Annotated in this window: 22 protein-coding genes, 1 tRNA gene and 1 rRNA gene; 12 read left to right on the plus strand and 12 right to left on the minus strand. The window is 72.7% G+C overall.

The features are described from left to right. Positions 1 to 138: 138 nt before the first annotated feature. Positions 139 to 255: ribosomal RNA gene (gene rrf, locus AH6_RS08975) — 5S ribosomal RNA — on the plus strand. Between the two features lie 48 nt (positions 256 to 303). On the opposite strand, the gene AH6_RS08980 is transcribed toward rrf, so the two are convergent. Both AH6_RS08980 and AH6_RS08985 read right to left on the minus strand, forming a co-directional pair. Further along, positions 304 to 795 (minus strand): nucleoside 2-deoxyribosyltransferase domain-containing protein, encoded by a 492-nt coding sequence (locus AH6_RS08980; protein ID WP_169807820.1) that lies wholly within the window; start codon positions 793 to 795, stop codon positions 304 to 306. A 79-nt stretch (positions 796 to 874) separates the two neighbouring features. Next, positions 875 to 1,720 (minus strand): NAD(P)H-binding protein, encoded by an 846-nt coding sequence (locus AH6_RS08985; RefSeq protein WP_067476673.1) that lies wholly within the window; start codon positions 1,718 to 1,720, stop codon positions 875 to 877. A gap of 81 nt (positions 1,721 to 1,801) precedes the next feature. Here AH6_RS08985 and AH6_RS08990 point away from each other — a divergent pair, with 81 nt between their 5' ends. Beyond that, entirely contained in the window at positions 1,802 to 2,392 is a 591-nt protein-coding gene (locus AH6_RS08990) for a TetR/AcrR family transcriptional regulator (RefSeq protein WP_067476676.1), read from the plus strand. 7 nt (positions 2,393 to 2,399) lie between these two features. Here AH6_RS08990 and AH6_RS08995 read toward each other — a convergent pair whose 3' ends face one another. Continuing rightward, the gene (locus AH6_RS08995; protein ID WP_067476679.1) at positions 2,400 to 3,218 is read right to left on the minus strand and encodes a YybH family protein; all 819 of its coding nucleotides are present in this window, start codon (positions 3,216 to 3,218) and stop codon (positions 2,400 to 2,402) included. Positions 3,219 to 3,290: 72 nt separating this feature from the next. After that, a complete protein-coding gene (locus tag AH6_RS09000; RefSeq protein ID WP_067476683.1) occupies positions 3,291 to 3,506 on the minus strand; it encodes a hypothetical protein in 216 nt (71 codons plus the stop codon). Between the two features lie 193 nt (positions 3,507 to 3,699). Between AH6_RS09000 and AH6_RS09005 the strand changes: the two genes are divergently transcribed. Further along, positions 3,700 to 5,973 (plus strand): LuxR C-terminal-related transcriptional regulator, encoded by a 2,274-nt coding sequence (locus AH6_RS09005; protein ID WP_067477227.1) that lies wholly within the window; start codon positions 3,700 to 3,702, stop codon positions 5,971 to 5,973. A 70-nt stretch (positions 5,974 to 6,043) separates the two neighbouring features. Here AH6_RS09005 and AH6_RS09010 read toward each other — a convergent pair whose 3' ends face one another. The 3 genes from AH6_RS09010 to AH6_RS09020 are packed head-to-tail and all read right to left on the minus strand — an operon-like array spanning position 6,044 to position 8,776. Next, positions 6,044 to 6,934: an ABC transporter permease gene (locus AH6_RS09010; protein WP_067476686.1), complete on the minus strand. Its 891-nt coding sequence runs from the start codon at positions 6,932 to 6,934 to the stop codon at positions 6,044 to 6,046. Beyond that, positions 6,924 to 7,727 carry an ABC transporter ATP-binding protein gene (locus AH6_RS09015; RefSeq protein ID WP_067476689.1) on the minus strand — a complete coding sequence of 268 codons (804 nt, stop codon included), beginning with the start codon at positions 7,725 to 7,727 and terminating at the stop codon, positions 6,924 to 6,926. Before AH6_RS09015 ends, AH6_RS09010 begins: the two co-directional genes overlap by 11 nt. After that, positions 7,727 to 8,776 (minus strand): ABC transporter substrate-binding protein, encoded by a 1,050-nt coding sequence (locus AH6_RS09020; protein ID WP_067476692.1) that lies wholly within the window; start codon positions 8,774 to 8,776, stop codon positions 7,727 to 7,729. The genes AH6_RS09015 and AH6_RS09020 overlap by 1 nt, the downstream gene beginning before the upstream one ends. A 198-nt stretch (positions 8,777 to 8,974) precedes the next feature. Between AH6_RS09020 and eno the strand changes: the two genes are divergently transcribed. The 4 genes from eno (at position 8,975) to AH6_RS09040 (ending at position 12,378) form a co-directional block, all read left to right on the plus strand. After that, the gene (gene eno / locus AH6_RS09025; RefSeq protein WP_067477230.1) at positions 8,975 to 10,258 is read left to right on the plus strand and encodes a phosphopyruvate hydratase; all 1,284 of its coding nucleotides are present in this window, start codon (positions 8,975 to 8,977) and stop codon (positions 10,256 to 10,258) included. Positions 10,259 to 10,350: 92 nt separating this feature from the next. Then, positions 10,351 to 10,794 (plus strand): FtsB family cell division protein, encoded by a 444-nt coding sequence (locus AH6_RS09030; protein WP_083982480.1) that lies wholly within the window; start codon positions 10,351 to 10,353, stop codon positions 10,792 to 10,794. A 106-nt stretch (positions 10,795 to 10,900) separates the two neighbouring features. Next, on the plus strand, positions 10,901 to 11,449 hold the full coding sequence (locus AH6_RS09035) for a DUF501 domain-containing protein (protein WP_067476695.1): 549 nt from the start codon (positions 10,901 to 10,903) through the stop codon (positions 11,447 to 11,449). Then, entirely contained in the window at positions 11,446 to 12,378 is a 933-nt protein-coding gene (locus AH6_RS09040) for a Ppx/GppA phosphatase family protein (RefSeq protein ID WP_067476698.1), read from the plus strand. The genes AH6_RS09035 and AH6_RS09040 overlap by 4 nt, the downstream gene beginning before the upstream one ends. 164 nt (positions 12,379 to 12,542) lie before the next feature. Here AH6_RS09040 and AH6_RS09045 read toward each other — a convergent pair whose 3' ends face one another. Beyond that, complete coding sequence (locus AH6_RS09045) at positions 12,543 to 13,364, minus strand: DUF2510 domain-containing protein (RefSeq protein WP_218005760.1); 822 nt, start codon at positions 13,362 to 13,364, stop codon at positions 12,543 to 12,545. Between the two features lie 162 nt (positions 13,365 to 13,526). Here AH6_RS09045 and AH6_RS09050 point away from each other — a divergent pair, with 162 nt between their 5' ends. From AH6_RS09050 to AH6_RS09070, 5 genes are all read left to right on the plus strand, one after another. Next, positions 13,527 to 14,345 carry a uracil-DNA glycosylase gene (locus AH6_RS09050; protein ID WP_067476704.1) on the plus strand — a complete coding sequence of 273 codons (819 nt, stop codon included), beginning with the start codon at positions 13,527 to 13,529 and terminating at the stop codon, positions 14,343 to 14,345. Positions 14,346 to 14,620: 275 nt separating this feature from the next. After that, positions 14,621 to 15,970, plus strand: a complete 1,350-nt coding sequence (locus AH6_RS09055; protein WP_067476707.1) for an NAD(P)/FAD-dependent oxidoreductase — start codon at positions 14,621 to 14,623, stop codon at positions 15,968 to 15,970. 30 nt (positions 15,971 to 16,000) lie between these two features. Then, the gene (locus tag AH6_RS09060) at positions 16,001 to 17,266 is read left to right on the plus strand and encodes a class I SAM-dependent methyltransferase (protein WP_067476710.1); all 1,266 of its coding nucleotides are present in this window, start codon (positions 16,001 to 16,003) and stop codon (positions 17,264 to 17,266) included. Between the two features lie 107 nt (positions 17,267 to 17,373). Continuing rightward, positions 17,374 to 17,447: transfer RNA gene (locus tag AH6_RS09065), tRNA-Leu, on the plus strand. A gap of 123 nt (positions 17,448 to 17,570) precedes the next feature. Further along, the gene (locus AH6_RS09070) at positions 17,571 to 18,371 is read left to right on the plus strand and encodes a Bax inhibitor-1/YccA family protein (RefSeq protein WP_067476713.1); all 801 of its coding nucleotides are present in this window, start codon (positions 17,571 to 17,573) and stop codon (positions 18,369 to 18,371) included. A gap of 188 nt (positions 18,372 to 18,559) precedes the next feature. Here the strand turns inward: AH6_RS09070 and AH6_RS09075 are convergent, their stop codons facing one another. The 4 genes from AH6_RS09075 to AH6_RS09090 all read right to left on the minus strand — a co-directional run bounded on the left by AH6_RS09075 (position 18,560) and on the right by AH6_RS09090 (position 23,070). Next, positions 18,560 to 18,787, minus strand: a complete 228-nt coding sequence (locus tag AH6_RS09075) for a DUF4287 domain-containing protein (RefSeq protein WP_067476716.1) — start codon at positions 18,785 to 18,787, stop codon at positions 18,560 to 18,562. A 221-nt stretch (positions 18,788 to 19,008) separates the two neighbouring features. After that, a complete protein-coding gene (locus AH6_RS09080) occupies positions 19,009 to 20,229 on the minus strand; it encodes an acetyl-CoA C-acetyltransferase (RefSeq protein ID WP_067476718.1) in 1,221 nt (406 codons plus the stop codon). A 162-nt stretch (positions 20,230 to 20,391) separates the two neighbouring features. Then, the gene (locus AH6_RS09085) at positions 20,392 to 21,780 is read right to left on the minus strand and encodes an outer membrane protein assembly factor BamB family protein (RefSeq protein ID WP_157431359.1); all 1,389 of its coding nucleotides are present in this window, start codon (positions 21,778 to 21,780) and stop codon (positions 20,392 to 20,394) included. A gap of 270 nt (positions 21,781 to 22,050) precedes the next feature. Then, complete coding sequence (locus tag AH6_RS09090; protein WP_067476721.1) at positions 22,051 to 23,070, minus strand: SGNH/GDSL hydrolase family protein; 1,020 nt, start codon at positions 23,068 to 23,070, stop codon at positions 22,051 to 22,053. Between the last annotated feature and the right edge of the window lie 139 nt (positions 23,071 to 23,209).

Here is a 23,209-nt window from a genome sequence, read left to right on the forward strand (position 1 = left end):
CCAATCGCTGCACGAGAAACTCGCGTCCCTGTGTGGTTCCCGGAAAACAAACGGGAACCGCTACAATTGAAGAACCGAGCCTTGAGTCGCTCGGACGATGATCTTCCCGCACCCGCAAGGGTGGTCGGGGGTTGGTCGTTCGGTGGTTATGGCGAAGGGGAAACACCCGGTCCCATCCCGAACCCGGAAGTTAAGCCCTTCAGCGCCGATGGTACTGCACGGGAGACTGTGTGGGAGAGTAGGACACCGCCGGACTCTTTTTGCAGGAAGGCCCCGCCAGCAATGGCGGGGCCTTTCTCATTTCTACGTCCCGAACATCGCCCGTCTCGCCGCGCCCACCGTCTCCTCCAGCGTCGAATGAACCCTCAGATCCGGTCGCGACAACGCCAACTGCTTCACCACGTCCCGGCGCCGCACATATCCCGGAGAAGCCCCCACCTCCACCGGCGTCCCTCGCTCGACCAGCCGGCCCAGCTCGTACATCGAGATCGGCTGCTGCACTTCCGGGCTCGGGCTCGGTGGGAACCAGAACAGCACGAACCGCGCCCGATGCGGCTCCTCGTGCAGGTAGCGGTGCTCCCATTCGATCTGTGAGGCGAACGCCGTGTCGTCCTGAAGGTCGAAGGCGGCCCGCCTCGGGTTCAGCACGGTGACGGCCAGGTCGGCGAGCATCTCGAACGCGGCCCCCTGCCAATCCTCTGTGCCGGTGATTCCGCCGGCCAGGAAGACGGAGAACCCCTCTCCTGAAGGGGCGGCGTCCGGTGCCTCCACGTACTGCGCTCGTCTGGCTTCCATCCACGCACCGTACTTCCGCCTCACCACAGCCCAAAGGGCGAGGGACAAGCCCCCGCCCTTTGGTCCGCCTCTATTCGAATTACCGGAATGCAGCGGCATTCCGCTCGGCCCACTCCCCGAACGGGCGCGGAGCACGGCCCAGCACCTTTTCCACGTCCGGGCTGATGCGCTGCTCCTCAGGCTTGGGCTCTCCGAGCACCGCCAGGGTGGTGTCGACCACGGGTTCCGGGATGAACTGCAACAGCTTCGCCCGTGCCTCCTCCCGCGTCAGTTCGACGAACCGGATCGGCTCCCCGAGTGCCGCGCCGAGCGCCTCGGCCTGGGCTCGCGGCGTGTTCAGCTCCGGGCCCGTCAGCACGTAGGACTGTCCGGCGTGGCCCTTCTCGCGCAGCGCCGTCGCGGCCACCTCCGCGATGTCGTCCGGGTCCACCGTCGGCAGGCCCACGTCCCCGAACGGCGCGAAGACGGTCCGCTGGGTCCGGATCGGCTCCGCCCACGCGAAGGCGTTGGAGTTGAAGCCGCCCGGTCGCAGGATCGTCCACTCCACGCCCGACTCCCGCACGGCGTCCTCGATGGCCCGCATCCGGCCCCCGTGCGACTCCGATTCCGGCCTGGTCTCGACGCCCTGCGAGGACAGCAGCACGACCCGTCCGACGCCCGCGCTCTTCGCGACGTCGAGGATGTCGCGCGGGTTCAGCTGGTACGCGTTGGGCCCGGTGTCGTGCAGGAACAGCGCGTCGGCGCCGTCGAGGACGGGGCGGAGGCTCTCGGGGTCGGCCAGGTCCGCCTGGTGGGGGCGCACGCCCTCCGGCACGGCCGTGGCCGAGACGTTGCGCGACACCGCCGTCACCTGCTCGCCCGCCGCCGCCAGGGCCTGCACGAGCGGTCGTCCCACGTTGCCGGTGGCTCCGGTCACCACGATCATGGTCGTCTCCTACTTGTTAGTTAGCTGGCTGACTTAGGAGGACGGTACGCGGTTCCTAGTCCGTTGTCTATAGTCAGTTGGGTGACTGACTCACCTCGGGCGCGCGGCACCGACAAGCGCCGTCGCCTCATGCGCGCCGCCGCCCGCGTCCTGCACGAGCAGGGCGTCGAGCGCACCACCATCGCCGACATCGCCCACGCCGCCGACGTCCCGGTGGGCAACGTCTACTACTACTTCAAGACCAAGGACGAGCTGGTCCAGGCCGCCCTCGCCGAGCACGCGGGCGGCCTGGCCGAGTTCACCGCCGAGCTGGAGAAGCTGCCCGAGCCCCTCGACCGGCTCAAGGCCCTGGTCGCCTCCTGGATCGAGCAGCGTGACGTCGCGGCGCGCCACGGCTGTCCCACCGGCACACTGGCCGTCGAGCTCGACAAGCGGGCCGAGGGCGGGCTCGATGCGGAGGCGGGCCGGGTCATCCGGCTGCTGCTGGATTGGGTGGAGGCGCAGTTCCGCCTGTTGGGCCGTCCCGACGCCGCCGACCTCGCCCTCACCCTCGTCGGCGCCTACCAGGGCATGTCCCTGCTGGCCAACGCCCTGCGCGAGCCCGGCATCGTGAGCCGGGAGGGCGCCCGCCTGACCAGGTGGCTGGACGCCCTGCCCGAGCCGGCCGCCTGATCGACGGTCAGGGGCGCAGGTCGGTCTTCGCCTCGCCGGTCTCCGGGTCGTAGGGGTAGGAGACGTGCTGGTGGATCATCTTCCAGCCGTCGTCGCCCCGCTGGAAGACGCGGGTGCCCCGGGACCAGCTCTCGTCCGCCTGGCCCGCCTGCATCCGGTTCAGGCCCCATGCGACGGCCAGGTCCCCGCGCACCAGGACCTTCAGGTCGGGCACGTCCCACGTGACGGTTTCGGGGGACGTGTTCATGCCCTGCTCGCAGATGTCGCGCATCTGGGCCGCGCCCGCGTACTGGAGGGGCTCCTCGTGCTCGTAGGAGACCACGTCGTCGGCGATCGGGGCCATGATGCCGTCCAGGTCCTTGGCCTCGGTGTCGGCGAACCACCGCTCGTGCAGGGCCCGGACCTCGTGCTCGCCGGTCGCGGTGTCCGGGGCGGCGTCGGGGAACGAGTGGTGCTCGTGTGCGACCGTCCAGCGGCCGTCCTGCTTGCGCAGGCCGAGGGTGAGGCGCAGGCGGTTCGGTGGGTTCTCGGCGAACTCCCGCTCGGTGCCGCAGCGCAGGAGGGCGTGCGCGAACGCCACGTCCTCGCCCGCGGTGACCTCCAGCGACTCGATCTCGAACACCGCGCCCTGGGCCTGCCACTGGAAGAACGGCGACCAGACCTCGCGGTAGGCGTCGATGCCGCGCACGCCCTCGTAGGGCGGCGGCACGTCGAACATGACGATGTCGTCGGCGTGGTCGGCCGTGACGGCGGCCAGGTCGCCGGTGTGCACCGCCGCCGCCCAGCGTTCGATCAGGTCCCGGATCTGCTCGTGGTCGTCGGCCATGGGTCCGCCCCTTCGGTTCGGTCGATCAGGTCCGCTGGTACGGACCCGCGCGCCGGGCGGAAGTCATCGCCGTCAGTCCTCGCCGAGTTCGAGCAGGGAGAAGCCGCTGCCCCCGCAGTCGGCGCAGCTCGCCCCCGCCCGCCGCCCGTCGCCGTGGCAGGCGCGGCACAGGCCGTCGTGCCAGGTCGTGCCGTCCAGCGAGTAGTGCGGGTTCGGGTAGTGCGCGTCCGGCAGGACGCACTCCTCCTGCGTGCGGGCATGGCGGCGACCGCACAGGTCCTTGCCCACGCCCCGGCCCTGGCGCTCCTGAATGACCGACCTCCCCTCGCGGTGAACCCCTGGTGGGCCAAGCTACGGCACGCCTCTGACAGTCCGGCCGCGTGTCGTCGGGGTGGTGGTCCTTCCCATGCGGGGCCCTGGCAAAGAGTGGTCGAGCCGTTACGATGCGAGTGTCCCCCCGGACTCAGAACGCGAGGTGCCGGTGACCGGTGGTGCGTTGCGGACGGCCGGGCGGCTGCCCGCCGAGGTGACCAGTTTCGTCGGGCGGCGGCACGAGCTGGCCCGGCTGCGGCGGTTGCTGGAGACCGCGCGGCTGGTGACGCTGCTGGGCCCCGGCGGCGTCGGCAAGACGCGGCTCGCGCTGCGCGCCGCGCGGGAGGCGGCCCGGTCCTTCCCCGACGGCGTGTACTTCGTGGACCTGGCGGCGGTGGGGGAGCCGGGCCTGCTCGCCCAGACCGTCGCCGACGCCCTGGACCTGCCCGACCAGTCGGTACGGCCGCCGCTGGACGTGCTGGCCGCCGAGGTCGCCGACCGGCGCGTGTTGCTGGTGCTGGACACCTGCGAGCACCTGGTGGACGCCTGCGCGATGCTGGTGGAGGTGCTGCTGCGCGCCGGACCCGGCGTGCGGGTGCTGGCCACCAGCAGGCAGCCGCTGGACGCGGCGGGCGAGCACATCCTGCCGGTCGCGCCGCTGGCGGTCACCGGCGACGAGGGCGACGAGGCGGTGGCGCTGTTCGCCGAGCGCGCCGCCGCCGTCCTGCCCGGCTTCGCGCCGACCGGCGCCGAGCGCGAGCAGGTCGCGCGGTTGTGCCGCCGGCTGGAGGGCATCCCGCTGGCGATCGAGCTGGCGGCGGTGCGGATGCGCGCCCTGTCGATCGACCAGATCGTCGCGCGGCTGGCCGACCGGGAGTTCCTCACCGGCGAGCGGCGCACCCGGCACATCCGCCACCAGACGCTGCGCGGCGCCATCCGCTGGAGCCACGACCTGTGCACCCCGGCCGAGCAGGCGTTGTGGGCGCGGTTGTCGGTGTTCGCCGACGGGATCGACCTGGCGGCGGCCGAGCGTGTCTGCGCCGACCGGGAGCTGGCCGCCGACCGGGTGCTGGAGGTCGTCGCCGGGCTGGTCGACAAGTCCGTGCTGACCCGCGACGCCGACGGCCGCTACCGGATGCTGGACACCCTGCGCGAGTACGGGGCGGCCCGGCTGGAGGAGCGCGGCGAGACCGAGGCCGTGCGGGCGCGGCAGCTCGCCTACTACCGCGCGACGACGGAGCGGCTGGGGCGGGAGCTGACCACGCCCCGGCAGCAGCGCTGGTTCGAGTGGGAGCGGCGCGAGCACGGGAACCTGCGCGACGTCCTGGAGCACGCGATCGCCCGCGCCGACGCGGGCGGCGCGCTGAGCCTGGTGGCGGGACTCGTCTGCGTGTGGTTCGCGCGCGGTTGCCTGCGCGAGGCCCGGTTGTGGACGGGCCGGGCGCTCGCCCTGCCCGGCGGCGATCCCGACGACCGGTTCCGGGCGCTGCTGGGCGCGGCGTTCGTCGCGCTGTTCCAGGGGGACCGGACGGGGGCCGCCGAGCTGCTGGAGGACGCCGGACGGACGGCCGCGCAGCCTGATCAGCAGGCGTACCTGACCGAGATGACCGGCATCCTGAAGTTCTTCCAGGGCGACCCCGACACGGCCGCCGACCTGTTGCAGAAGGCGGTCCGGCGGCACGCCGAGGAAGGGCACACCGACGTCATCGCCCTGGTGAGCGGCATGTTCGCCGCGTGCGCGCTGTACTTCCGGGGCGAGCCGCCCGAGGCCGAGCAGGCCGCCGAGGACGCGGTGCGGACCTGCCGCGACCTGGGCGAGGAATGGTGCCTGGCGCTGGCGTTGTGGGCGCGCTGCGCGGTGCGGCTCATGCGCGGGCGGGTGGCCAGGGCCGAGACCGACGCGCTGGAGTGCCTGCGGATCTCCGCCCGGCTGGAGGCGTGGGTCTCGTTCACCGGCGCTCTGGAGCTGATGAGCGCCTGCGCGATGGAGCGCGGCGAGCCGGACCGCGCGAGCCTGCTGTACGGGGCCGCCGAGCGGCGGCGGGAGGCGCGGGGCCAGTCCTACATGGGCGACGCCTTCGCCGACATCTGGCGACTGGCGGGCGACCGCCTGAGCGCCGAGCTGGGAGCGGAGACGTTCCGGGCCCGTTACGCCGAGGGCGCGGCGCTGCCGGACGCGGAGGTGCTGGCGCTGGCCTCGCGCGAGGCCCGGGCCGTCCCGCCGCCGGTCCCGCCCGATCCGGAGCCGGGGCTCCGGGAGCGGCTGACGCGCCGCGAGCAGGAGATCGCGGGGCTGGTCGCCGAGGGGTTGTCGAACCGGCAGATCGCCGAACGCCTGGTCATCTCCAAGCGCACCGTCGACTCCCACGTCGAGCACATCCTGGCCAAGCTCGGCTTCGCCTCGCGCGCCCAGGTGGCCGGATGGGTCGGGCGCGGCGGCTGACGCGCGCCCGCGCGTACGGCGGCCGTGGGGCGGGCCGTCCGGAACGCCGGGCGGCCCGCCCCAGAGCGGGTCAGGAGCCGTCCAGGCCCCAGCGGCGGCGCAACGAGCGGTCGGCCGCGCCGAACGCCACGTCCACCAGGATGCCGATCACCAGGATGACGATCATCGTGGCGATCAGCCCGGCGGCGTCGTTGACGTCGCGGTCGGTGCCCAGCTGCGCGCCCAGCGACTTGCGGCCGAAGTTCACGATCAGCTCGCCCGCCATCAGGCTGCGCCAGGCGAACGCCCAGCCCTGCTTCAGCCCGCTGACGAACGCGGGCAGCGTGGCGGGCAGGATCAGGTGCCGGTACATGTTCAGCCCGCGCAGGCCCATGACGCGGCCCGCGCGCTGGAGGATCGGCGGGATGTAGTCGACGCCGGAGATCAGGCCGTTGGCGATCGAGGGCGCGGCGCCCAGCACCACCACGAACAGGATCGCGCTCTCGCTGATGTTGAACAGCAGCACCGCGAACGGCAGCCACACGATCGACGGCAACGTCTGCAGGCCGGTGATCAGCGAGCCGAACGCGGCGCGCAGCACCCGCACCCGGGCGACCGCCGCGCCGATCAGCGTGCCGATCGCCACCGACACCGCGAAGCCGACCACCGCCCGCTGCATGGTGGTGGCGGTGCTCTCGGCCAGGGACCCGTCCTCGATGCGCTTCCACAGCTCGGGGAAGACGTCGGCGGGCCCGGGCAGCACCCAGGGTTCCTTCCAGCCCGACCAGACGACGGCCTGCCAGACCAGCAGGCCCAGCACGATCGCGCCGAGCTTGGGCCAGGCCGACGACCAGATCCGCAACGCCCGGCCGCGGGTGGTGGCGCCCGCCAGCTCCAACGCGTCCAGCCCGGCGATCTGCCGCTGGAGGGCACTGTCGGGCGGGGTGTCGGCCGGGGGCGTCTTGTGGGTGTCAACGGCCATGACGGCCCACCTCCTCGCGGAGCCGGTCGGTGATGGTGCCCGCGAGCGTGGCGACCTCGGTCGAGTCGATGCGGCGCGGCCGCTCCATCGGCACGGGGAACTCCTCCACGACGCGGCCGGGACGGCTGCTGAGCAGCACCACGCGGTCGCCCAGGCGCACGGCCTCGCGGACGTTGTGGGTGACGAACAGCACGGTCAGGCCGCGCTCGCGCCAGATCCGCTCGATCTCGTCGTGCAGCAGGTCGCGCGTCATGGCGTCGAGCGCGCCGAACGGCTCGTCCATCAGCAGGACCGTTCCGGTGTCGGGGTCCTTCTCGTCCACGGTGAGCGCCAGCGCGCGGGCGAGCGCGACGCGCTGCCGCATGCCGCCCGACAGCTGGTGCGGGCGCTTCTTGGCGAAGCCGTCCAGGTGCACCGACGTCAGCAGGTCGGCGGCGCGCCCGCGCCGCTCGGACCGGGGGACGCCGCGCATCTTCAGCGCCAGTTCGAGGTTGCCGGTGACGGTCAGCCACGGGAACAGCGCGGGCTCCTGGAACATCAGCGCCACCCGGGCGCCGCCGGTGTCGATCGTCCCGGCGCTCGGCCGGTCCAGGTCGGCGACCAGGTTCAGCAGGGTGCTCTTGCCGCAGCCGGAGGCGCCCAGCAGGCACACGAACTCGCCGGGGCGCACGTCGAGGGACACGTTGTCCAGCGCGAGCAGCGCGCCCGCGCCGGAACCGAAAGCTTTGGAGACGCCGTCGAGCCGGACCGCGGCTGCGGTCCGGCCCGGGGCGGCCTGGAGGGCCTGGGACATCAGACGTTGACCTCTGCCTTTCCGCCTGCCTTGAGGATGGAGTTGAGAACGGTCAGGTCGTAGATGCCCTTGAGGTCGACCGGCTCCAGCAGGCCGACGTCCTGGGCGTTCTTGGCGCCGGTCTCCAGCGAGGAGGCGATCGGGTCGTTGGTGAACTCGACGTTCTTGAAGGTCGAGTCCAGCACCTCGGGCTTGAGCGGCTTGCCGGTCAGCACGTTGAGCTGGTCGTTGGCGACCTTGGCGGCGGCGGCCTTGTCGTCGTTGATGAACTGGTTGGCCTCGACGTGCGCCTCCAGGAGCTTCTTGACCAGGTCCGGGTGCTCCTTCTGGAAGTCGGTGCGCACCAGCAGGTGGGTGATGACGAACTTGCCGCCGGGCCACAACGTCTTCTCGTCCACCAGGACCTTGCCCTTGCTCTCCAGCTGGAGGCGGCTGGCGAACGGCTCGGGCACCCACGCGCCGTCGATCTTGCCCTCGGCGAACGCCTGGAGGGTCAGCGAGTTCTCCTGCGGCACGACCTTGACGTCGCCGCCGCCCGCGAGGTCGGTCTTGAGGCCCTGCTGCTTCAGCCAGTGCCGCAGCGCCACGTCCTGGGTGTTGCCCTTCTGCGGCGTGGCGATCTTCTTGCCCTTGAGGTCGGCCGCCGTCTTGATCTCCGGCTTGACGACCAGCGCCACGCCGCCCGAGGCCGCCCCGGCGATGATCTTCACGGCCTTGCCCTTGGACTTGGCCCAGGCGTTGATGGCCGGGTTCGGGCCGACGTAGGTGGCGTCGATGCCCTTGGCGAACAGCGCCTCGACGGCGGCGGGCCCGGCGTTGAAGGACTGGGTGCGCAGCTTGACGCCGCTGCCCAGGTGCTTCTCGTAGATCTTGTTCTTGATGCCGACCAGCGCGGTGGCGTGCGTGATGTTCGGGAAGAAGCCCAGGCGGACCTCGCCGGAACCCGCCTTCCCGCCGCCCGAGTCGTCACCACAGGCGCTGAGCGTTCCCGCACCGGCCAGGACGATCAGGGCTGTGGCGGCGATCCGGCCGCGGAACCTACGAACCATTGTCGGCATTCCCTACTAATCAAGTCGGATTGACGTGCACAGTAGACAATGTAGGTAATGGAAGCGTCAAGTCGCTTGCGCGGCACGATTGCGTAACATCCGCCGCATACGGGACCGGCGTGCCAGTTGGGCGCGGCCGGGAGGGGCTCGGTAGGCTCGGGGACCGACCGTCCGCACGTACCAACAGGGGAGATGCCCGTGTCGTCGATCGAGGCCGTACTCGCCCGGGAGATCCTGGACTCCCGCGGCAACCCGACCGTCGAGGTCGAGGTGCTGCTCTCCGACGGGACCGAGGCGCGCGCCGCCGTTCCCAGCGGCGCCTCCACCGGCCAGTTCGAGGCCGTCGAGCTGCGCGACGGCGGCGAGCGCTACAACGGCAAGGGCGTGCGCAAGGCCGTCAAGGCCGTCAACGACACCGTCGACGAGAAGCTCGTCGGCTACCCCGCCGCCGAGCAGCGGCTGATCGACCAGCTCCTGATCGACCTGGACGGCACCCCCGACAAGTCCAAGCTCGGCGCCAACGCGATCCTCGGCGTCAGCCTCGCGGTCGCCAAGGCCGCCGCGATCTCGGCCGACCTGCCGCTGTTCCGCTACGTGGGCGGCCCCAACGCGCACCTGCTGCCGGTGCCGATGATGAACATCCTGAACGGCGGCGCGCACGCCGACACCAACGTGGACGTCCAGGAGTTCATGGTCGCCCCGATCGGCGCGGCGACCTTCGCCGAGGGCCTGCGCTGGGGCACCGAGGTCTACCACGCGCTCAAGTCGGTGCTGAAGGCCAAGGGCCTGGCCACCGGCCTCGGCGACGAGGGCGGCTTCGCCCCCGAGCTGCCCAGCAACCGCGAGGCCCTGGACCTCATCCTGGAGGCGGTCCGCAAGGCGGGCTTCACCCCCGGCCGCGACGTCGCGCTCGCCCTGGACGTGGCCGCCAGCGAGTTCCACGCCGACGGCTCCTACACCTTCGAGGGCGCCAAGCGCTCGGCCGAGGACATGGCCGCCTACTACGGCGAGCTGCTGCGCGACTACCCGCTGGTCTCCATCGAGGACCCCCTTGACGAGGAGGACTGGGCGGGCTGGAAGAACCTCACCGACGCCGTCGGCGGCAAGGTGCAGCTGGTCGGCGACGACCTGTTCGTCACCAACCCCGAGCGCCTGGCCCGCGGCATCGAGACCGGCACCGCCAACGCGCTGCTGGTCAAGGTCAACCAGATCGGCACCCTCACCGAGACCCTGGACGCGGTCACCCTCGCCCAGACCAGCGGCTACCGCTGCATGATGAGCCACCGCTCCGGCGAGACCGAGGACACCACGATCGCCGACCTCGCCGTGGCCACCAACTGCGGCCAGATCAAGACCGGCGCCCCGGCGCGCAGCGACCGGGTCGCCAAGTACAACCAGCTCCTGCGCATCGAGGACCTGCTCGGCGACGCCGCGCGCTACGCCGGCGCGTCCGCGTTCCCGCGCTTCGACTGGGACGGCTGACCCGCGCCGGGCCGGGGCCGCGACGGCCCCGGCCCGCGCAGGGCGCCGTACGGCGCGCCGGCCCGACCCGACCCGCGAACTGGGGGCACCCCTTGGCGAAGGGCGACGACCGCACCGTCTCCCGGGAGGACGACGACTCCCCGGCAGGCGGCGCGCGCCGCAACAATCCCGCCCTGACCAGCCGCGCCGCGATCCTGGCGGTGGTGGTCTGCGCGATCGCGCTGAGCCTGGCCTATCCCGTCCGGGAGTACATCGCCCAGCGGCAGGAGATCGCCGACCTCCAGCACAAGGAGCACCAGGCGCGCAGGCAGGTCGAGGAACTCGCCCAACGCAAGCAGCGGCTGGGCGACAGGTCGTACATTGAGCGGGAGGCCAAGCAGCGGCTGCACTACTGCATGCCGGGGGAGAAGTGCTACATCGTCCTGGACGGCGGCGGCGGCAACGGGCGGCAGGCCGAGCGGGGCGGTCCGGCGAGCAGGCCGCCGTGGTACGAGACACTGTGGCGGTCGGTGGAGACCGCCGACCGGACGCGCTGACCGCGTGCCGCGCCCGCCGGGACGACCGGCGGCACCGGCGGGGGGCCGGGGCGGCGCGGGCACGCACACGACTGGAACCCGCGACCCGCGGGTGGGGACCCAACACATGATCGACGAACGTGACAGGGCCGCGGTGGCGGCCCAGCTCGGCCGCGAACCGCGCGGCATCCGGCGGGTGGCCTACCGCTGCCCGTGCGGCCTGCCCGCGGTGATCGAGACCGCGCCGCGGCTGCCCGACGGGACGCCGTTCCCGACGCTGTTCTACCTGACCTGCCCCAAGGCGGCCTCGGCGATCGGGACGCTGGAGGGCAGCGGCGTCATGCGGGGCATGCAGGAGCGGCTGGCCACCGATCCGGGGCTGCGGGCCGAGTACGAGGCCGCGCACCGCGACTACCTGGAGCGCCGCGACCGGGCCACCGTCGAGGACGGGATCGAGCCGCTGCCCGAGGGGATGCAGAGCGCGGGCGGGATGCCCGAGCGGGTCAAGTGCCTGCACGCCCTGATCGGGCACGAGCTGGCCGTGCCGGGGGCCAACCCGTTCGGCCGCGAGGGGCTGGAGGCGCTGCCGGAGTGGTGGCGCTCGGGCCCGTGCGTGTGCGTGCCCGGCCCCGACGACGACCCGACCCCCGCCCCCGCCCCCGAGGAGACCCCGTGACACGCGTCGCCGCCATCGACTGCGGGACCAACTCGGTCCGCCTGCTGATCGCCGATATCGCGGGCGGCCGGGACGGCGGGACGCTCACCGACGTCGAGCGCCGCATGGAGATCGTCCGCCTCGGCCAGGGCGTGGACCGCACCGGCCGCCTGGCCCCCGAGGCCCTGGAACGCACGTTCGCCGCGATGCGCGGCTACGCCGCCCTGATCGCCGAGCACCGGGCCGAGAAAGTGCGGGTGGTGGCGACCAGCGCGACGCGCGACGCCGAGAACCGCGCCGAGTTCGTCAGCGGCGTGGTGGAGATCTTCGGGGTGGTGCCCGAGGTGATCACCGGCGACGAGGAGGCGCGGCTGTCGTTCATCGGCGCGACCCGCGAGCTGGCCGAGCTGCGCCCGGCCCGCCCCTACCTGGTGGTGGACATCGGCGGCGGCTCCACCGAGTTCGTGCTGGGCTCGGCCGACGTCGAGGCGGCCCGCTCGGTGAACATCGGCTGCGTCCGCATGACCGAGCGGCACCTGAGGGACGGCGACCCGCCCACCCCCGACCAGATCTCCGGCGCGGCCGCCGACATCGACGCCGCGCTGGCCGAGGTGCGCGAGAGCGTCCCGGTGGACGAGGCCCGCACGCTGGTGGGCCTCGCCGGATCGGTCACCACCGTCGCCGGGATCGCGCTGGGGCTGGAGGAGTACGACCCGGCGCGCATCCACCAGACGCGCATCACCGCGACCCAGGTCCACGAGGTCACCCGCAACCTGCTGCACGCCACCCGGGCCGAGCGCGCCGAGATCGGCGTGATGCACCCGGGCCGCGTGGACGTGATCGGCGCGGGGGCCCTCATCCTGGACCGGATCATGCGCGAGTACGGGTTCGGCGCGGTGGTCGTCAGCGAGCACGACATCCTGGACGGGATCGCCTGGTCCTTGGCGTGATTTTGGAAGCCCCGGCCCAGGGCGCTCGCCTGGCGGCTCGCACCCTGACCGTGTCTTGGCGAGTGCCAATCGCTTCGCGATCTGGCCGGGTGCGGCTCGCCTCCGGCTTTGCTGCACCCGGCCAGGTCGGGCACTCGCGTGGGGGCTGAGGTCTTGGGCCGGACCTAGCGCTTGACGGCCGCCAGCAGCGCCGGGATCAGGACGGCGTTGGGGTTCTGCTGCGGGACGTACAGCACCGACGCCGAGCCGCTGGACTGCTGGATCCAGACCCGGCCGTTCTCCAGCACCGCACCGGAGATCGCCGACCAGCTCAGCGACACGCGGTTGCCGCGCACCCCGCCCGGGTGCACGGTCAGGCCCTGCGCGACGTCGATCGACTCGCCCGCCCGCACGCTGCCCGCCAGCTCGGCGACCAGGCGCTGCTCGACGTTGCGGTGGCACAGCTCCACCAGGCGCTGCCAGAGCCGTTCGGGGTCGGAGGACCCGCCCGCCCCGCCGCCGGTGGCCGTGCCGGAGTCGATGACGACCTCGACGCGGGGACCGCCGTGGAAGGGGTTGCGGCCCACCTGGAAGATCCACTGCGTGCCCGGTCGCTGGCCGTGGCCGCCGGGGACGCTGGCGGCCCAGTAGGCGATCCACTCCACGTGCGTCCAGGCCAGCGAGGTGTTGCCGTAGGAGATGACCAGCTCGTCGGCGTGCAGGTGGAGGCCGCGCACGGTCGCGTCCACGGGCGGGGTGGACGGCTGGGGCTGCTGCGTCCAGCCGTGCCCGTAGGGCTGCTGGTACTGCTGCGGTTGCTGGTGCGCGGGTTGTTGCGGTGCCGGCTGGACGGGTTGTTGCTGCACCGCCGGTTGTTGCTGCGCCGGTTGTTGTTGCGGCTGCGGGATGGGCGGCTGCGGGTTCATGTGCTGGGTCCAGCTCTGGCCGTCCCACCAGCGCAGGCTGCCGCTGCCGTAGGGGTCGGGATACCAGCCCGCTTGTGACAAGGCACGCCTCCGCATCGCACGGTGCGCCGGAACTCCCCCCGACCCGGCGGAACCTGATCGTATCGACCCCGGCCCTCCGGCACACGGCCTTGTCCGGCCGCCCGCCCCGGCCCCGCCGGGCCCCGGGCGGGACGGCTCCGACCTGCGTGGCAGCATGGACGGATGACGAGCAACGAGCCCTTCGTGCCGCCCGGTACGGGGTGGCCGGAGGATCCGGCCCGCCCGGACACGCCCGTCGCGCACGGGCCGCTGGAGGTCGCCGAGCTGGCCGTGGACGCCCCCGGCCTGCACGAGCTGTGCGCGCGGCAGTCGGTGTGCCGGGCCTGCGACCGGCTGGTGGCCTGGCGGGAGAAGATCGCGGTCGAGCGGCGGCGGGCGTTCATCGACGAGCGGTACTGGGGCCGTCCCATCGCCGGATGGGGCGAGGACGAGCCGCGCATCCTGATCGTGGGCCTCGCCCCGGCCGCGCACGGCGGCAACCGCACCGGCCGCATCTTCACCGGCGACCGCTCGGGCGACTGGTTGTTCGCCTCGCTGCACCGCGTGGGCCTGGCGGCGCTGCCCACCAGCGTGCGGGCCGGGGACGGCCAGCGGCTCATCGGCGCGCGGATGGTCGCCTCGGTGCGGTGCGCGCCGCCCGACAACAAGCCGACCCCCGCCGAGCGCCTGACGTGCCAGCCCTGGCTGGCCCGCGAGATCGAGGACGTCGCGCCGAGCGTGCGGTGCATGGTGATGCTGGGCGGATTCGCCTGGCAGGGGGTGTGGCCCGCGCTCAAGCAGGCCGGGTACGAGGTGCCGCGCCCGCGCCCCAAGTTCGGGCACGGCGTGGAGACCGAGATCACATCGACGGTCGAGGGCGCCGCTCCGGTGACGCTGGTGGGCTGCTACCACCCGAGCCAGCAGAACACCTTCACCGGCCGCGTCACCGAGGAGATGCTCGACGCCGTCTTCACCCGGGCGCGGACGCTGGCCGGCCTCTGAACGGACCGGCCCGCGCGCAGGAACGGCGGGCCAGGGCCAGGCCAAGCGACCCGGACGGCTGATCGGCCCCCCGCGAGCCGATCAGCCGTCCGGCCGCTGGGCGCCCCCGTCGGGCCCTGTCCCGCCGCCGTTCTGTACTGCACTGGGTGAGATGCTCTGAAGGACGGAGTTGTTCGCCGGGAACCGGGTTTCTTTGGTGATGGTCCGTCCGGCCGGGCGAGCATCCATCGCCGGATGGGGGGAATATCGCCCTACCCGTGGGTACGAGTCCTGCCATGCCTCCTGAACGAACCCCCGAGAAGGCCCGGCACATCCTGATCATCGGCGGCGGTTACGTCGGCATGTACACCGCTCTGCGGCTGCAGAAGAAGTTGCGCGCCGAGCTCAGGCGCGGCGATGTCGAGATCACCGTCATCGACCCGCAGTCCTACATGACCTACCAGCCGTTCCTGCCCGAGGCGGCGGCGGGCAACCTGGAGCCCCGGCACGTGGTGGCCCCGCTGCGCCGCGTGCTCAGGCGCTGCCGGGTCCGCAACGGCTACGTGACCCGCATCGACCACGCGCGCAAGAGCGTCACCTACTGCCCGGCGGGCACCGACTCGGCCGGAGCCGACGGCAGGGAGATCCGCTACGACTTCCTGGTGGTGGCCGCCGGGTCGATCTCGCGGTTGTTGCCGATCCCCGGCCTCGGCGACTGCGGTATCGGCTTCAAGACCGTCGAAGAGGCCATCTACCTGCGCAACCACGTGCTGCACCAGCTCGACATCGCCGCCTCCAACGAAGGCGACGAGCGGGTGCGGCGGCGCGCGCTGACGTTCGTGTTCGTCGGCGCCGGGTTCGCCGGGATCGAGGCGCTGGCCGAGCTGGAGGACATGGCCCGCGACGCGCTGAAGTGGTATCCCGGGATCAAGGCCGAGGAGATGCGCTGGATGATGGTCGAGGCCACCGACCGCATCCTGCCCGAGGTCGGCCCGGAGATGGGCCGCTGGACGGCCGAGGCGCTGCGCAAGCGCGGCATCGAGATCAAGACCGAGACGTTGCTGAAGTCGGCGGAGAACCGGCGGATCGTGCTGAGCGACGGCGAGGAGTTCGAGGCCGGGACGCTGGTGTGGACGGCGGGCGTCAAGGCCCACCCGGTGGTGCGCGAGAGCGACCTGCCCATCGACGACAAGGGCCGCGTCATCGCCACCGCCGAGCTGACCGTCGAGGGCCTGGAGCGCGTCTACGCGGCGGGCGACAACGCGCGCGTGCCCGACCTCACCGACACCGGCGACTACTGCGCCCCCAACGCCCAGCACGCCGTCCGGCAGGCCAAGCGGCTGGCCGACAACATCGTGGCCGACTACCGCGGCAAGCCCCGCAAGCAGTACGTGCACGCCTACGTGGGCTCGGTGGCCGGACTCGGCCTGCACAAGGGTGTGGCGAACGTCTACGGCATCAAGCTGCGCGGACTGCTCGCCTGGTTCATGCACCGCACTTACCATTTGTCACGGATGCCGACCACCAACCGGAAGATGCGCGTCACCGCCGACTGGACGCTGGCGTTCTTCTTCCGGCGGGAGATCGTCTCCCTCGGGGAACTGGAACGCCCCCGCGAGGAGTTCGAACTGGCGAGCAAGGGATAACCACCGCACCGACGAGGAGGCGCACACTCCATGCACGACGGCGTCGCCTCCCGCCTCGCGCCGCTGGTCAACCGCATCCTGCTCGGCGAGCAGGACGGCGGCGAACCGCCGGTGCGCATCCGCGCCTGGGACGGCAGCGAGCTCGGCCCCGCCGGGGCGCCCACCTTCGTGGTGCGGCACCGTCGCGCGCTGCGCCGGTTGTTGTGGAAGCCGGGCGAGATCGGGCTGGTGCGCGCCTACGTGGCGGGCGAGCTGGACATCGAGGGCGACGTGTTCGCCGCGCTCGGGGCCGTCCAGCGGGTGATGCGCAGCGGCGACGAGCCGATCCGGCTGAGCAGCGACGACAAGCGGGAGATCGTGCGGACGGCGGTGATGCTCGGCGCCGTCGGCCCCGAGCCCAAGCCGCCCGCCGAGGAGTTCGCCCCCGGTGACCGCGCCTCTGGCGACCATGCCCGGGGCGGCCCGCTGGGGGAGTCGGCGGCGTTCTTCGCCCGGATGCTGGGGCCGTCGCTGGCGCACGGCAGCGGGCAGTGGGAGCAGGCCGTCGACCTGGACGACGCGCAGCGCGCCGCCCTGGACGGGGCCGCCGAGCGCCTGGGCCTGTACCCGGGCGCGCGGATGCTGGACCTGAACCCGGGCTGGGGCACGTTCGCGCTGCACGCCGCGCGCCACCACCAGGTGCGCGTGGTGGCGCTGTGCCGCACCATCGAGCAGGCCGACCACCTGCGCGACCGCGCCGCCGCCGAGGGCGTGGCCGAGCGTGTCGAGACGCGCGGCCACGACCTGGCCGAGGCGGGGGACGGCCCCTACGACGCCATCGCCGGGCTCGCCGGGGTCGAGCCCGCCGACCACGACGCCGCCCGCCTGCACGCCCTGCTGGCGCCTACCGGGCGGCTGCTGCTCCAGCAGCAGGTGCGCCGACCCGGCCCGCACCAGGTCCGCCGGACCTTCACCACCAGCTACATGTTCCCCGAGGACGCCGAGCTGCGGCCGCTGGCCGAGATCGTCGCGGGCCTGGAGGACGCCGGTCTGGAGGTGCGCGGCGTCGGCGCGCTGCGCGAGCACCACGCCCGCACGCTGCGCGCCTGGGCCGCCAACCTGGAGCGGCACTGGGCCGAGTGCGCCGAGCTGGCCGGTCCCGGCCGCGCCCGGGTGTGGTTGTTGTACCTGGCCGCCTCGGCGCTGGCGTGCGAGAGCGGGCGCGTCGGCGTTCACGAGATCTGCGCGATCCGCCGCGACCACGACGGCCGCGCGGGCGTCACGCTGGTGGAGGGACGCGCGGTGATGAGCCGCTGACCGGTCCCTTGCTCCGGCCGCGCCGGGAAGGGAAATCAACGGGTCCAACGGGGCTCGGCGGAATATCGGTTGCCCGAGAAGTTAATGGGCACCAGTATGATTGCCAGGCCCCTGTGGCCCAATGGCAGAGGCGGGCTCTTTAAAAGAGCTTATTGTGTCGGTTCGAATCCGACCAGGGGCACCGACCGGCCGGCGTCTCGCCCGAGACGCCGGCCGTCGCCGTCAAGGGGCGCGCCTCTCGGGAACGATTCCAAGACCTGCGACGTCTAGACTGACGCGGACGCCCTGGCCCTATGGAGGACCGATGGAGAGCAGGAACCCCGCCTTCCGGGGTGACAGATTCGAGCGGCAGGCGCACGCCTACGGCGCGCCCGCCCCCCAGCCGCTGAACGAGATGTACGGCGCGCCCTCCGCGCCCTCCTACGCGCCGCCGGCCGGCCGCGCGATGACCTACGACGACGTCGTGGTCAAGGGCTTCATGAGCCTGGCCACCCTGGTGCTCACCGCGACGCTGACCTGGGTGCTGCTGCCGATCCCGACCGCCCTCGCGGTCGGCGTGGTGGCGTTCCTGCTCCAGTTCGGCATCGGGCTGTACATCGCCTTCGCCAACAAGGCCAACGCGCCGCTGGTGCTCATCTTCTCGGCCGTCTACGGCGTGGGCGTCGGCGCGATCAGCCACTACTTCAACACCCTCTACAACGGGGTGGTCTTCCAGGCGGTGGTCGGCACCGCGCTCGCCTTCGCGGCGATGCTGGCGGTCTACTCGCTGCGCATCATCCGGGTGACCCCCAAGCTCACCCGCTTCGTGGTCGCCGCGGGCCTCGCGCTGGTCGCGCTGATGCTGGTCAACCTGGTGGTCGGGCTGTTCAACGACACCGGCATCGGCATCCGGGAGAACGGCCCGCTGGGCATCGCCTTCAGCGTGATCGCGATCCTGGTCGGCTGCTTCTTCCTGCTGCTGGACTTCGACAACGTCGAGCGCGGGGTGAACGCCGGGGCGCCGGAGAAGTTCGCCTGGTACTGCGCCTTCGGCCTGGTCACCAGCCTGGTGTGGATCTACCTGGAGCTGCTGCGCTTCCTGTCCTACTTCGCCGGGCGCGACTAGCGCCCCACCCGCAGCCGCAGAAGCAGATCAGCCCCCGCCGGTGCACCGGCGGGGGCTGATCTGTTGCGGGGTCTCGGGCCAGGGGTCGCGCCGCACAGCGGGGCGACAGCGGGGTTCATCCTTTGGCCGGACCTCGCGAAGTCTGTGGGGTGAGGCCCATGGGGTGGGGCCTGTGGGGCGGGCCGGCCTCAGTAGTGCCGGGCCCGGCGGGCACGCTCGTGCTCGCGCACCAGCGCGGCGGCGTAGCCGTGGGAGAGGCCGTGCTCGTCGGCCAGCCAGTTGCAGCGCTCCTCGCACCGGACGAACGACGGTCCGTTCTCGATGGCGTTGAACCACTCGGGGATGTCACGACCTGTGACTTGCGGAATGCGGGCGATCAGCTTGTTGTGCGTCTCCGGCGAGTGGCTCAGTGACAAGGTGCACCTCCAGGTCGGCGGGGCTCTTCCTGCCGACTCTGCAACACCGCCCCGGATGTGACAAGACCCCAACGGGCACCTATCTCTTACGTTACGTAGATCATCCATAAAGGATCGATCGTTCCGAACACGCAGGTGACCCGGGTGCGGGCGGTTCGGGACCGCCTGCGCCCGGGTCACCTGGTGACGCTGGGTGACGGCCTGCGCGGCCGTCGCCCGGACTAGCTCAGACGCTCTAGGACCATCGCCATGCCCTGGCCGCCGCCCACGCACATGGTCTCCAGACCGAACTGCTTGTCGTGGAACTTCAGGCTGTTGATCAGGGTGGAGGTGATGCGGGCGCCGGTCATGCCGAACGGGTGGCCGATCGCGATCGCGCCGCCGTTGACGTTCAGCTTGTCGATGTCCACGCCCAGCTCGTCGGCCGAGGGCAGCACCTGCGCGGCGAACGCCTCGTTGATCTCGACCAGGTCGATGTCGGCGATGGTCATCCCGGCCCGTGCCAGGGCCTGCTTGGACGCCTCCACCGGGCCCAGGCCCATGATCTCGGGGGACAGGCCGGTGACGCCGGTGGACACGATCCGCGCCAGCGGCGTGACGCCCAGCTCGGCGGCCTTGGTGTCGCTCATGATCACGACGGCGGCGGCGCCGTCGTTCAGCGGGCAGCAGTTGCCCGCGGTGACGGTGCCGTCGGGGCGGAACACCGGCTGGAGCTGGGACACCTTCTCGTAGGAGGTGCCGGCGCGCGGGCCGTCGTCCTTGGCGACCACGGTGCCGTCGGGCAGCGTGACCGGGGTGATGTCGCCGGCCCAGAAGCCGTTGGCGATGGCCTTCTCGGCGAGGTTCTGCGAGCGCACGCCGAACTCGTCCTGCGCCTGCCGGGACACGCCGCGGATCTGCGCGACGTTCTCGGCCGTCTGGCCCATGGCGATGTAGACGTCGGGCAGGCCGCCGCTCTCGCGCGGGTCGCGCCAGGTCGGCGCGCCGCCCTCGGCGGTCTTGGCGGTGCGCGCCGCGGCGTCGGCGAACAGCGGGTTCTGGGTGTCGGGCAGGCCGTCGCTGCTGCCCTTGGCGAAGCGGCTGACCATCTCGACGCCGGCGGACACGATGACGTCGGCCTCGCCGGCCTTGATCGCGTGCAGCGCCATGCGGGTGGTCTGGAGCGAGGAGGAACAGTAGCGGGTGATGGTAGCGCCGGGCACGGTGTCCCAGCCGAGCAGCACCGACACCACGCGGCCCATGTTGTAGCCCTGCTCGCCGCCGGGCAGGCCGCAGCCGAGCAGCAGATCGTCGATCTGGCTCGGGTCCAGCTGCGGCACCTTGGCCATGGCGGCCTCGACCATCTTCGCGGTGAGGTCGTCGGGCCGCAGGTCCTTCAGCGACCCCTTGAAGGCGCGGCCGATCGGCGAGCGCGCGGTGGCGACAATGACTGCCTCGGGCATGTGCGGGTCTCCCTGTCGTGCGACCTGTCTGCGCGACCCGCGGGTTACCCGCCGGTCACCTGCAACATAGCCGCTCCCGCCCGGGGTGGTACACGGCGGCCCCCGCACTTTGTTGACGCATCGTCCAATAAGTGCGGGTTTACCCTGCTGCCGGGCCCGGCGTCACTGCCCGTACATGCCCGGGGAGTCGCCCTGGGCGTCCCGGCGGGCGTGCAGCGTGCCGCCCTCGTCGCGCCAGACGCGCCAGCCGTCCACCGCGCCGGTGTACCAGCCGGGCGGCGCGTCCGGCGACTCGATCTTGCGGCCGGTGGCCAGGTCGTAGGCGCACAGCGGGGCGACCGGGAAGAAGCCGCGCTGGCCGGTGATCTTCAGCGCGGCCGGGGTGACCGTGCAGAACGACCAGGCGCGCAACCCCTGCGGGCCGACCGGGGAGCCGTCCTGCAACCGGTAGGCGACGCCCCGCTGGCCCTGCGTCAGGAAGCCCAGCGTGGACAGGTCGGCGGGGAACGACAGCCACCACGCGCTCTTGGGCGTCCGGTCGGCCGGGATCGTGGCGGTGGTGCGGCCGGTGCGCGGGTCGAGCTGCTCGAAGCCGCCGTAGGCGCCCTTGCCCGTCACCTGCCGGGTGATCAGCGCGACCGCCGGGTTGGCGCTGGGGTACACCCGCAGCAGCCGCTTGCGCGTCCACACCGGCTTGCCGTCGGCGAGGCGCAGCCCGAAGAACCCGAACGCCGACAGCGCCTTGGTCCTGCGCAGCTGGTAGGGCGCCACGTAGCCGACCAGCGTGTCGGCGGCGGAGGGGGACGAGCCGGTGAGCGCGCCGAACGCCCAGCCGCCCGACAGGTTCACCCCGTCGCCGACGGCCTTCTCCACCGGGAAGGTCCACAACGTCTTGCCGGTCTTGAGGTCGCGGGCCTCCAGCGACGGATGCTTGGCCATCCGGAACGCCACCACGCGGCTGGGGTCGGCCCACTGGACCTCGGCGATCCCCGGCATCTTCCACAGCTGGCGGCCGGTGGCGGCGTCCAGCGCGACGAAGCGGGCGCTCTTGCGGGCGGTGAACTCCGACAGGCACACCTGGTCGCCGCAGCGCACCGGGCCGAACGTGGTGTCGACGGGGCGGGTCCACTTCTGTGCGCCGGTGCGGGCGTCCCGCGTGACCAGCGTGGCCTTCCACTTGCCGGTCTTCTGCGGCTCCACGCTCGCCACCACCGCCGAGCCGGGCGCGCCCGCGACCGCCGGGGGCTGCACGCCCATGCCCGACAGGCGGCCGACCATGGTGGCCGGGCGCGTCCACAACCGCTTGCCCTTGGCCAGGTCGAACACCGCCGTCTCCAGCACGCCGTCGGCCCGCAGGCCGGTCACGGCGGCGACGCCGGACCCGGCGATGGGGCGGCTCACGGCGTTCACGCCCGTCCCGGCCCAGCCCTGGGCGGCCTGCGCGTTCGGTTGGCCGGCGGGACCGGAGCAGCCCGCCGCGGCCAGGGCGGCGAGCACCAAGGGTGCCGAGAAGATGACCATCCGTGGTCGGGCCAGGGTGTGCGAGGGCATGGCGGAACTCCAGGGAGTCAGGTGGGAGGCGCGCGGGCAGGAAGGCCCCTCAGGTCGCCGGTAGCGACAGAACGTAACAGAGGAATCACGCAAACGGCTGGCGATTGCCGATATCGCGCGCCCGGCGGGCGCGCCGGACGCGCCGCCGTCCCGGTCGGGGGCGTGACGGCCTGCGGGCCAGGCCTCGCTCAGCGGCCTCGCTCGGGCCGCGTTGCTCAGACCGTGCTGACCAGGCCGCGCTGACCAGGCCGTACGGCCAGGCCGTGCTGCTCAGGCCGCGTCGGGTGTTGCCGGGCGGTGTTCCAGGACCTGCGGCCTGTTGCGGCGTAGCAGCGTCGCCCAGCGGCCGCGCGGGCCCCGGTCGCGTCCGGCGACCCGGGCCCCGGCGACCTCGGTGCCCGGCTCCTCGGCGGCCTCGGCCGCCGCCAGGTACACCGGCAGCACGCCCGCGCGCAGCCGCGCCTCGGCCAGCGGGCCGGGGACCTCGTCCAGGTCGGGGTCCAGGCCCAGGGCCGCCGCCATCGACGGCAGCACCGCGGCCGCCGCGGCGGCGTACCCGCGCGCCGACGGGTGGTAGCGGTCGGCGCTGAACATCTCGCGCGGGTCGGCCGCGAACTCCCGGCCCAGCAGGTCGCCCAGCGACACCGACCGGCCGCCGCGCTCGACCACCGCGATGGTCTGCGCCGCGGCGAGCTGGCGGCTGGCCCGCCGCGCGATCCAGCGCAGCGGCTGCATCACCGGCTTGACCGAGCCGAGGTCGGGGCAGGTGCCCACCACCACCTCGCAGCCCGCCGCGCGCAGCCGCTCCACGGCCGACGCCAGGTGCCGCACCGACTCGGCGGCCGGGACGCGGTTGGTCACGTCGTTGGCGCCGATCATGATGACGGCGATCTCGGGGCGCACCGCCAGCGCCCGGTCCACCTGGCCCTCCAGCGCCGCCGAGCGCGACCCCGAGCGGGCCACGTTGCTCAGCCGCACCGGGCGGCCCGCGATCGAGGCGAGCCCGGCCGCCAGCAGCGCGCCCGGCGTCTCGTCCGGCTCGCGCACGCCCAGCCCGGCGGCGGTGGAGTCGCCCAGCACCGCGAACGACAGCGGCTCGCCGGGCAGGGACAGGTCGAACACGCCGTCGGCGACCGGCGGGTCGCCGTAGGGCGTGGCGAGGATGATCCGGCGTGCGAGCTTGGCCTCCACGACCACCAGGCCGAAGGTGAGTCCCCCCAGCGCGGTGATCCCGCCGCCCCCGTACGCCGCCGCGGCGGCGATGCGCCGCGCCGTGAAAGCTCTCAGCATCGTCCGTTGACCCTCCGTCACTGGCGGGCGTGCGCCCCGTACACAGGGTTCATGCCCGCCGCCGCCGATCTGGGCTACCGTCGGAGACAAGAATCTATCCGAAACCGCATCCTGTACCCGCCCGGTGCACACGGGCTGA

The organism is Actinomadura hibisca NBRC 15177, assembly GCF_001552635.1.
GTDB classification, from domain to species: domain Bacteria; phylum Actinomycetota; class Actinomycetes; order Streptosporangiales; family Streptosporangiaceae; genus Spirillospora; species Spirillospora hibisca.